This window comes from Thermodesulfobacterium commune DSM 2178, assembly GCF_000734015.1.
In the GTDB taxonomy this organism is placed as follows: Bacteria; Desulfobacterota; Thermodesulfobacteria; order Thermodesulfobacteriales; family Thermodesulfobacteriaceae; genus Thermodesulfobacterium; species Thermodesulfobacterium commune.
The window spans coordinates 1,515,937-1,526,268 of sequence record NZ_CP008796.1 but is presented as its reverse complement, the minus strand read 5'-3'; the positions used below and the strand labels follow the sequence as shown (position 1 = coordinate 1,526,268).

General features: G+C 37.1%; 11 protein-coding genes. 3 read left to right on the top strand and 8 right to left on the bottom strand.

What is annotated here, in order from left to right:
• Positions 1-3: 3 nt before the first annotated feature.
• The gene (locus HL41_RS07725) at positions 4-1,317 is read right to left on the bottom strand and encodes a glycosyltransferase family 2 protein (protein WP_081856508.1); all 1,314 of its coding nucleotides are present in this window, start codon (positions 1,315-1,317) and stop codon (positions 4-6) included.
• Positions 1,318-1,327: 10 nt separating this feature from the next.
• Positions 1,328-2,512 carry a HEAT repeat domain-containing protein gene (locus HL41_RS07720; protein ID WP_038060564.1) on the bottom strand — a complete coding sequence of 395 codons (1,185 nt, stop codon included), beginning with the start codon at positions 2,510-2,512 and terminating at the stop codon, positions 1,328-1,330.
• A 913-nt stretch (positions 2,513-3,425) separates the two neighbouring features.
• Here HL41_RS07720 and HL41_RS07715 point away from each other — a divergent pair.
• Positions 3,426-4,649: a hypothetical protein gene (locus tag HL41_RS07715; RefSeq protein WP_038060562.1), complete on the top strand. Its 1,224-nt coding sequence runs from the start codon at positions 3,426-3,428 to the stop codon at positions 4,647-4,649.
• A gap of 12 nt (positions 4,650-4,661) precedes the next feature.
• On the opposite strand, the gene HL41_RS07710 is transcribed toward HL41_RS07715, so the two are convergent.
• From HL41_RS07710 to HL41_RS07690, 6 genes are all read right to left on the bottom strand, one after another.
• The gene (locus tag HL41_RS07710; protein WP_038060559.1) at positions 4,662-5,015 is read right to left on the bottom strand and encodes an Mth938-like domain-containing protein; all 354 of its coding nucleotides are present in this window, start codon (positions 5,013-5,015) and stop codon (positions 4,662-4,664) included.
• A gap of 21 nt (positions 5,016-5,036) precedes the next feature.
• Positions 5,037-6,140, bottom strand: a complete 1,104-nt coding sequence (prfA, locus tag HL41_RS07705) for a peptide chain release factor 1 (RefSeq protein WP_051754592.1) — start codon at positions 6,138-6,140, stop codon at positions 5,037-5,039.
• 6 nt (positions 6,141-6,146) lie between these two features.
• The gene (gene rpmE, locus HL41_RS07700; RefSeq protein ID WP_038060558.1) at positions 6,147-6,365 is read right to left on the bottom strand and encodes a 50S ribosomal protein L31; all 219 of its coding nucleotides are present in this window, start codon (positions 6,363-6,365) and stop codon (positions 6,147-6,149) included.
• A 154-nt stretch (positions 6,366-6,519) separates the two neighbouring features.
• Positions 6,520-6,648, bottom strand: a complete 129-nt coding sequence (locus HL41_RS09885) for a hypothetical protein (RefSeq protein ID WP_268745242.1) — start codon at positions 6,646-6,648, stop codon at positions 6,520-6,522.
• A 25-nt stretch (positions 6,649-6,673) separates the two neighbouring features.
• Positions 6,674-7,060 carry a transposase gene (locus HL41_RS07695; RefSeq protein ID WP_144241988.1) on the bottom strand — a complete coding sequence of 129 codons (387 nt, stop codon included), beginning with the start codon at positions 7,058-7,060 and terminating at the stop codon, positions 6,674-6,676.
• Complete coding sequence (locus tag HL41_RS07690; protein ID WP_038060553.1) at positions 7,057-7,257, bottom strand: hypothetical protein; 201 nt, start codon at positions 7,255-7,257, stop codon at positions 7,057-7,059. Before HL41_RS07690 ends, HL41_RS07695 begins: the two co-directional genes overlap by 4 nt.
• 172 nt (positions 7,258-7,429) lie before the next feature.
• Here HL41_RS07690 and HL41_RS07685 point away from each other — a divergent pair, with 172 nt between their 5' ends.
• Positions 7,430-8,284, top strand: a complete 855-nt coding sequence (locus HL41_RS07685; RefSeq protein WP_038060552.1) for an SPL family radical SAM protein — start codon at positions 7,430-7,432, stop codon at positions 8,282-8,284.
• A 24-nt stretch (positions 8,285-8,308) separates the two neighbouring features.
• Positions 8,309-10,315, top strand: a complete 2,007-nt coding sequence (gene uvrB / locus HL41_RS07680) for an excinuclease ABC subunit UvrB (RefSeq protein WP_038060550.1) — start codon at positions 8,309-8,311, stop codon at positions 10,313-10,315.
• The last annotated feature ends 17 nt before the right edge of the window (positions 10,316-10,332 follow it).

Sequence of the window (10,332 nt, the reverse complement as noted above, 5' to 3'; positions counted from 1 at the left end):
GATTTATCTATAACCTAAGTTTTCTGCTATTCCATAAAGCAGAAGCCTAAGAACTTGAGACCATCGAGGATACCTTTTAAAACTCATTTCTTCCAAAAAGATACCTCCTACTGAAAGAAAAATACCATAACCTATCGCTAAGGTTAAAAATAAAACCAAAAACTCAAAGCTTAATATTCCAAAAAAATAACACAAAAAAACTATAGGATAGCCTAAGGTTTCTACCACTGCCCCAACTGCTTCAAAAAAGTAAAAAGGCATAACCAAACATCCTATCCTTCCGTATTTGGGATTAAAAAACATTCTTTTATAAAACCATAAAGTCTGTAATAATCCTAAATGCCATCTCCTTCTTTGTTTGGAAAGTTCTCCCAAGGTTTCAGGGACCTCTGTCCAGCAAACAGGGTCAGGAAGAAACCCTATGTAATAGTCTTCCTTCTTTTCTCTAAAATGTTTATGCAACCTTAAGACTATTTCAAAATCCTCTGTAACCGTAAGGTTGTTAAAACCACCTACTTGAAGCAAGGCCTCCCTGTTAAAAAGGCTAAAAGCACCTGAAAGAATCAAAGTACCATTTAATCTTTCCCAACCCAATCTTCCGAAAAGAAATCCACGAATGTATTCAACTATTTGAAAAATAGGCAAGGCTTTTTTAGGAAGTTCTATCGAAGAGACTTTGCTTTTTTCTAATTTTACCCCGTTTAAAACCCTAACTACCCCTCCCAAGGCTAAAACAGGAACCTCACTTTCTAAAATCTTCCTACCTAACCTTAAAAGAGAATCTACTTCTAGTACAGTATCTGCATCTACGGTACAAACATAAGGATATTGAGCAAAGTTTAACCCACAGTTAAGAGCATCAAACTTGCCTCCCCTTTCTTTATCTACTACCCAAAGGTTCGGATACACCAAAGAGCGATAAACTCCCCTTACCTCGGCTGTTTGAAGAGTTTTACGATAGATGAAAAATGGTATTTTTTTCAACTGAAATCTTTCAGTCAGAATCTTCCAGGTTTCATCGATGGAACCGTCGTTAACCACTATTATTTCAAAATAAGGATAATCAAGGCTTAAGGCTGAGTGTATTGTCCTTAGAATTACCTCTTCTTCATTATAAACCGGTATGATAACACTGACAGGAGGAAGCTGTGGATAAAGCTTTAATTCCTGGAAGTTATAAAACCTGAGGTATTTCAAGTATTCAACTGTAGCCAAAAAAGAAAGTAACAAAAGTATAGTATAAAAGGTGTTTAAAGTAGCATAATAAAAACCAATAAAATAATTAAAACTGATTAAGAAATCTTTTAAAATTTCCATCTTCCCTCTCTTATGCCATTTTATAGTTTAACTGCAAAAAAGACATTATATTCTCGACATAACTCTTTAAAGGACCTTTAATCCCACCATCTTTTAATCTTTCCCAAACCCCACTCATTACCATTTCTTCTACCAAGCTATCCCTACCATATGGGTCTTTAATCTCAAGCAAAGAAGGCAATCTGATGATTAGTTCTTCTATAGGAAGCTTAAATAACGCCTTGGCTGCCTCTCTTCTTACTAAGGCATTTTTATCTTCTAACAGTGGGGCCACATGTTCTACCATCTCAGGGGTTATCTTCTTTTCTAAAACCTTTAAAGCTGAAAGCCTAACAAACCAGGATGGATGCCTCAAAAAAGGCAAAATTTCCTCTGAACCAACTTCTTTATCAAACTCAACGGCTTTGCTTAACACTTTCAAGGCTTTAGCCAAAATTTCTGGATGCTCAAAATTAAGATGCTCTTTTACTATCCTGAGCAAGGTTTCATCTAAATGTTTAGAATAGTAAAATCCTTCCAAAAGAGCTATCCTAAAGGAATTAGAGGGAGGTTGTTCTTTTAGGAAATCATAGATAGAAAAACTTGCCTGTTCTTTAAACCTATCTATAAAATCGGTGATTACCAGACTAACCGATCTAAGGTTCAAAACCCTTTGTTTTTGCTTTTCATAAAGAAGGTTGAAAAACGTTTTAAAATAAGCTTTATCAATAAGTTTAAGGCAACTCAAAAACCCTACAAAAGCTATCTCTGGGTGATTTTCCCTTTGCAAGGCCTCTAACATCCTTTCTAAACTTCTTTTAGAACCTAAAATAGCCAATGTTCTGAAGGCTTCTCCTCTTTCATAGGGTTTAGAAGAATTAAGCTTTTTCTCATATTCCTCTATGTAACCAAGCTCCTGAGCAAAGATAAAACTCTTTTCAGGTTGCCTTGAAGAATAATTTAGAAGCGTCTCTAAAAGGGCCTGTCTCTCCAATGAAGAAGAAACTTTTAGCTTTGGTTTAAGTTTAGACAAATCTACTGAAGGGGCACGAAATATCTCCTCTAAAATCCGAGTAAAATAGTTGCGAGCACGGTCTAATCTTTGATATTTTATCTGGGTTAAAAACCTCCTGATAAAATCATAAATAACCAAAAAGAGATTAACCGAAAAGATAACTAAAATTATAAAAGATAATACCTTTACCGTAAAAAACATAAAATAACCCTTTTTTTTAAATTTATTTTTTAACTTACTATGTATTTATTATAAGAATACATAACTTTAAAGTCAACTAAAATTTCGGACACTGTAGTTTCAAAGTCAAAATGTCATTTTTTATTTCAAGTATTAGATCGTAAAAATTTTTCTGAAATAAAGATTGTTAGATCAAAAATTCTGTGCTTGAAAATTAAAATTTCTTCCCTGATACCAAAATTTTTAAGGCACAGAGAGAAAAGTTAATTAAAAAATTAGCCCTTCAATAAAACCAAGCTAAATCAAAAAAGTTAAAGTCTCAAATACTATCACAATTTTGCAAACTCACCCAAGGCTCAAGAGAAACCGCTAAAAAACGCTTTCCAAAGGTAGTGTTTCATTAATTGTGTCTAAATCTTAGGGGTAAGGGGCTCCCCTTCTGGTAAAAATGATAAAGTTAAACTCAAAATTAAGAAAGAGGTTAAAAGGTTTATTTATACTACGAATCAATTAGAGAGGCTAATGAAGGGATATCTTGATGAGGGCTAAGATAATTAGAGGTATTTTCAGGGATGGATTCAGTTTACAAGGTAGTATATTTGGGTATTGTTGGAGATGAACGAGAGATACAGGAGTAGGATTTTACCTGGATTTAAAGAAGCGATATCTAATTTTAGGAAGGAGGCTTCTTACCCCCACATTGGTAGACACAATTAAATAAACACTATGATGGGTGATATTATAAATCGTTTGGAGCAATTAGAAAATAGGAGATATGTATGATTATAAATTTTTATCAACAACTTAGGGTAGTAAAGGATAAATAGTTAAGTTAAACCCTGTGAAAGATAAGGGGTGTGCTTTTGACAAAATATAAAATTGGGTTAACCTTTATCTTGTAGTGGTGTATTTTAGTCTTCAGGTGAGGTGGATAATGGGGAAAAGGTTTAAATTTTTTATAAATCTTTTTTTAATTTTTAGTGTGTTATGTTTATGCGTTTCTTGGGTTCAGGCTGAAGAAGTTAAAGATAACGGAACAGTAAAAAAAGTTTTGATCCTTCCTTTTGACGTTTATGCAGATAGAGATTTATCTTACTTGAAGGAAGCCATTCCTGAGATGCTTGTTAGTAGATTGTTTGCTCCTAATAAAATAGAGGTAGTTGACCCTGAGTTGGTAAAAGGGGTAGTAAAAGAAGTTAAAAAAATCAACAAAGAAACAGCTCAATCCCTTGGGCAAAGGTTTAATGTAGATTACGTAATCTGGGGAAGCGTTACGGTTTTAGGAGAAGCGGTAAGCATAGATGCTCAAATGCTTAGTTTAACCTCTCCTAGAAAGCCAGTACAGTTTTTCCAGGAGTTAAAGGGTGTTTCTGAGGTTATCCCACAACTTACGCGTTTTGCCTTTAAGGCAAAGGTATACATAGAAGGTACAGAGGAAGATTTTTATCGTGCTGAACCTATGTATGCCATGTCTTCTTATAGTATAAGCAAAGAACATCCTGAAAGAGGTTATTATTACTATTACCCCTATCTTTTCCCTCCTCGTACAGGGGATTCTAAGCCTAAGGTCACCAGAGCTAAAGGTTTTACGGATGTAGATGTAGAAGAATCTCTTACCAAGGGTCTGGTTATCGATGTAACCAAAGGTACTGTTGGTTGGGCTGATGACGAAGAAACTAAACGTAAAACCTCCTCCTCAAATCAAACCAACGCGACCTCTGGGTTACCAGCACCTTATCTTGGATATTACGGAGGAGTTCCTTATTATCCTTATTCAGCCTCTCCTTATTACTACTATCAAGAAGAGGAAGGAATATTTTCTAAGTTTCTATCCCAGTTCCCTTTTATAAAAGAAAAAAAAGAAAAGGCTCCACAGGGATATCAGACGCAGGTTATTCAAGTGCCTCAACTTCCACCCCAACCTTACACTCCACCTCCAGTTCAAACGCAACCCTCCGCTTCTCCTACCCCTGTCCCTAACACCACTTCCCCACTCTATCAATCCCAATCCATCCCTTCTGAGACTCAACCACAGGGATATACCGGACAACCTCAACCCTATTCTCGGGAACTGCAGAAAAGGCCAAAACCTATATCAACAGACCAACCAGCAGTTTCTAAGCCTTACAACAAAGAAAATCCCTGGAGTTGGAACTAAAATTAACAAAAATTAACAGGTGAGATGAAAGGCCCCAGCTAAAGATACACCTTGAGAATAAAGTTCATTAAACCTTTGGGTAGCTTGAGCCGTAGGATAGGCTTCAAGGATTATCCCTAATTCTTTAGCTTTTTCTTTAACTTCTTGGGTAACTTGCATCAACCCATTTGCTCCCATGCCTACTATCAAAAACTTGATCCCTTTATCCCAGATGTCTGCTAAATCTTCTACATGAAGTTTGTGCCCTTCTTTTCTCCACCAGGAACTAAAGATTTTTTCTTCTTCTTGTGTACAGAGTATGATAAGGTCTTTGGTATAATTTTGCCCTTTAAAAGTAAGGCTTCCAAAGCTATAATGTTCGATCATATGTCCCTCCTTATCGAGGGTTTAGGCTGCCATACCTAGACCTTCTTCTTGTTTTAACATTTCTGCTCTGTAATGGGCAATCAGAGCATCTATAAATTCGTCTAAATCTCCGTCAAGGACCTCTGGCAAGTTGTAGATGGTGATACCAACGCGATGGTCAGTGACCCGGTTTTGAGGAAAGTTATAGGTTCTTATTTTTTCGCAACGTTCTCCGGTACCTACCTGAGCTCTTCTTTCTTTTTGAATCTTTTCATGTTGTTCTCTTTGTGCAAGTTCGTAAAGTTTAGCCCTTAAGATTTTTAGAGCAGTAGCTTTGTTTTGATGTTGACTTCTTTCGTTTTGGCAGGTAACTACAATACCGGTAGGAATGTGAGTAATTCTTACCGCACTTTCTGTTTTGTTTACGTGTTGCCCTCCGTGTCCGCTTGCACGCATGGTTTCAATCTTAAGGTCCTCAGGGTTGATCTCTATATCTACTTCATCTACCTCGGGAAGAACAGCTACCGTCACTGTAGAGGTGTGAATCCTTCCAGAACTTTCAGTTATAGGTACTCTTTGTACCCTATGTACCCCGCTTTCATATTTTAAACGAGAATAAGCCCCTTTTCCTTCTATTTTAGCTACAACTTCTTTAAAACCGCCAAGTCCGGTGTCGTTGGCATCAAGGATTTCAAACTTCCAGCCTTTTCTTTCAGCGTACCTCTGATACATCCTTAAGAGTTCAGCAGCAAAAAGAGCTGCCTCCTCTCCTCCTGCTCCAGCCCTGATCTCTAAGATAACGTTTTTTTCGTCGTTTGGATCTTTAGGAAGAAGAAGTATAGGGAGTAATTTTTCCAGTTCTTCTAAACGTTTTTCTAAAATTTTTAGTTCCTCTTTAGCTAAATCTACTAACTCCTCGTCAGTTTCCTCTTCTATGATGGTTTTGTTTTCTTCTATTTCTTTAAGGACTTTCTTATATTCTTTAAAAACAGATACAATTTCTGTAAGTTCAGAATGTTCCTTAGCAAGCTTAGCATAAACTGAAGGGTCTGAAATAATTTCAGGGTCTGAAAGTTTAGCCGCTAAGTCTTCAAACTTTCTTTCTATAGTTTCAAGTTTTGTCAAGTAAATATTAGATAAACTCATAGCTGCTTATTTTTTATTTTGATAAAAGTCAGAGTATTTTTTCATAAATTTTTCAATCCTTCCTTCGGTATCAACAAATTTCATCTCACCAGTAAAGAAAGGATGACACTTAGAGCAAATTTCTACTCTAATTTCAGGTTTAGTAGACCCTACTCTTAATTCATTACCACAAGCACACCTAATAACTGCATTAGGATAGTATTTGGGATGAATATCCTTTTTCATCTCTTTACACCTCTTCAATAATTTTATTTAATATTTAAAAATATAATCCATATTTTTAAAAACTCAAGAAAGCTTTCCCTCCCCAAATTTCCCGATAGAAAATAAAATAAAAAATCTCTCCGTAATTTTTATACTTAAAAATCATATTCCTTAGTTACTTTCTACAGTTCTTCCCAACCCCCATATAAAATCTATTCCATTTTCTACCTGTACCCACTCCTCTCAAATCTTTTTCCCCTGATTCTAAACATATTTCTCCCGTATCCTCTCTTAACCTCCCCATATAAAAACTCTACTAACCCCACCTTTCACACCAACCATTTAACCATCTCTATCCTTCTCCTCCTGCAATCCCATGGCAGTATTTCCTCTCTTAACATAACAAAAATGTTATAACTCAAAACCTGTAACCCAAACCAAAACGCATTGGCTCCAAAATCCCCAAAAGGCATATATTCAGCTCCAAATCCTATCTTCAACTCCTTGATAATGTTCTCCATCTCCCCCCCTCTCATTGTATCGGTAAAACACCTCACTATCCTCTTACCCTCAGGCAAAATCTCAAAAGCTGCTTCTATCGCCCTTACATGCCCATCATGCCTATTGCCTTCCTTAAATTTATGATAAACTATCAAAGGCACCTCTTTAAAGGCCGTAATCATGGGTCTGTATTTACGAGATCCCTTGTAAGTCATCTTGGGATGTCTGTTTTTCTGCTTGTATGTTGCAAGGCGATGTAACCTCTGTTTGAACCAGGTAAAGGCATATGTTGGTCTATTAAGGTTTTTATTCCAGAGTTTTTGAGGAAGGCATCAACAAGAGCAAGTCCTGAACAAGGGGTGATAGGTTCGTTAGTTTTTAGGATTTTGAAGTTAAGAGAGTTTTGCGGCATAATGGCACCCTCTTAGATTTAGAAAATTTTTTCACCCAATGGGTGATATTATAAATCGTTTAGAGCAATTGGAAAATGGGGAGATTATGGATGATTATAAATCTCTATCGGCAAATTTGGGTAAAGTTCCTTGGTTGAATTTTAGGGTAGGGTGTTTATATTTAAAATCGCTATGCCATATATTACTCCCTTTGATCCGTGGAAATCCCCTCTTTGTACCTGCCCTCCTAAGTATTCTTTAAATCCTTACACTGGATGTGGACATGGGTGTCTTTATTGTTATGCAAGCATTTTTATCAAGGACTTTTACTCCCCACGCCCTAAAAAGGAGTTTTTAAAAAAGATAGAAAAGGAGTTACCTAAACTCCCCCCTGAAAGCCTTATTTCTCTCTCTAACTCTTCAGACCCTTATCAACCTTTAGAAAAAATTCACAAGTCTACCAGGATGTTTTTAGACTTAATTAAGGGACTTCCTTTGAAGGTGCTCATCATTACCAAATCAAACCTTGTGTTAAGGGATATAGACCTTTTGAAAAAACTAAGGGTTGCTGTAGCCATCACCATCACCACTAAAGTTTATCAGGTAAGGCTTGAACCTGGGGCTCCTTCTTTTGAAGAAAGGCTTTTAGCTTTAAAGGTTCTCTCTCAAGAAGGAATCCCTACCATCGTTAGGATAGACCCTATTATTCCTGAGGTTAACGAAGAAGAAGTTTTAGAGGTTTTAACCGAGGTCTTGCCCTTTGTTAAGCATGTGGTGGTAAGTACCTATAAAGCTAACCCGCGGTCGTTAAAACGGTTAATAAAAGCCTTTCCTGAAAAGGCAAAAATATTAACAGATCTTTATCTTCAAAAAGGAGAAAGGAAAAAAGGTGGTATCTATCTCCCAGAGGAGATAAGAAAAAGTCTTATAGAAAAGATATATAATAAGGTTAATCAGATAAAAGAGGTTAGCTTTGCTACCTGTCGAGAAGGTTTGGTAGAGTTTTCTTTTCAAGGAAGATGTGATGGAAGTTTTTTGTTAAACTAAAGGGTTGTCTCAGGTAGGAAGGGTATGGAGAGAAAAAAGGCTAACTTTAGATTAAAAGCTGAGGTAGAGCCTAAGGGAGATCAGCCACAGGCTATAAAAGAGCTGGTAGAAGGGGTTCTTAGAGGGGAGAAACATCAGGTACTTTTAGGGGTTACTGGTTCAGGTAAAACCTTTACCATGGCTAATGTTATCGCTCAGGTAGGTAGACCTACCTTAGTGATTGCCCCTAACAAAACCTTGGCAGCTCAACTTTATAACGAGTTTAAAAAACTCTTCCCTGAAAACGCGGTAGAGTATTTTGTTTCTTATTATGATTATTACCAGCCTGAGGCTTATGTTCCGGTTACAGATACCTACATAGAAAAAGATGCTTCTATCAACGAGTTGATCGACCGTTTAAGGCATTCGGCTACAGCCGCGGTACTTTCAAGAAGAGACGTGATTGTCGTTGCCAGTGTATCCTGTATCTACGGCTTAGGTTCGCCTCATGAGTATTTTCAAAAACATCTTTATTTAAGACGCGGACAAACCATCTCCCGGGACGAGTTGTTAAGGGCGCTGGTTACGATGCATTATGAAAGGACTGAGCTTGAGTTTACCAGAGCAACCTTTAGGGTAAGAGGGGATATAATAGAGATTTTTCCTGCAAACGAAGAAAAACGTGCAGTAAGGCTCTCTCTCTGGGGAAATGAAGTAGAAGAGATAAAAATCATAGATCCCTTTAGAGGGAAGGTATTAGGTAAGGTAGATGAGGTGCTTATCTTCCCTGCAAGCCACTATGTTACTTCAGAGGACAAATTAAAGGTAGCTATAGAGGAGATAAAAAAGGAACTAAAAGAGCGGGTTGAATGGTTTAGGTCGCAAGGTCAATATCTTTATGCAGAAAGACTTGAGAAAAGAACCTTGTATGATCTCGAACTTTTAGAAGAGATAGGTTATTGCAAAGGGATCGAAAACTACAGCAGGTATTTAGACGGAAGAAAAACAGGAGAGCCTCCTTATACCTTGCTTGACTACTTTCCAGATGATTTTTTGATCTTCATAGACGAAAGCCATATAACCATCCCTCAGTTAAGAGGAATGTATCGAGGTGATCGTAGCAGAAAGGAAACCTTGGTAGAATATGGTTTTAGACTACCTTCAGCTCTTGATAACCGTCCTTTGACGTTTGAAGAGTTTGAAGAAAGGGTTAATCAGGTAATCTATGTCTCTGCTACCCCAGGGGAGTATGAACTCGAAAAAGCACAGGGGAGAGTAATAGAGCAAATCATTCGTCCTACAGGGCTTCTTGACCCTAAGGTAGAGATCAGACCTTCTGAAAATCAGGTGGAAGACCTGTTTTTTGAAATAAAAAAGCGGGTAGAAAAAAACGAAAGGGTTCTTGTGTGTACCCTTACTAAAAGAATGGCTGAAGAGCTTACAGACTATTATCAAGGCCTTGGTATTAAGGCTTGTTATATGCATTCTGACTTAAAGACCCTTGAAAGGGCAAGAATAATAAGAGATTTACGAAGAGGGGTTTATGACGTCCTTATAGGGATAAACCTTTTGAGAGAAGGGTTAGACTTACCAGAGGTTTCTCTGATTGCTATTTTGGATGCAGACAAAGAGGGTTTTTTGCGTTCTGAGAGAAGTCTTATCCAGATGATAGGAAGGGCTTCAAGAAACGTAAACGGGACAGCCATTCTTTACGCTCAAACCATAACCCCTGCTATAGAAAAAGCCGTAAAAGAAACAGAACGGAGGCGTAAAATTCAGGAGGAATATAATAAAAAGCATGGTATTATTCCCCAAACTGTGGTAAAATCCTTAGATGATCCTCTGATGAAAATAGTAGAAGCAGATTTTGTAGATTTAGAAAAGGTAATCGAGATCTCTGAAAGTTTTGAGAGCTTGGAAGCTCTAAAACAGGAGATAGCAAGGGTAGAAAAAGAAATGAAAGAAGCAGCCAAAAATTACGAGTTTGAGAAAGCCGCGGTCTTGAGGGACAGGCTTTTTACCTTAAAACAAATGGCCCTTCAGTGGGAATAACGATTTTATAATTTTAG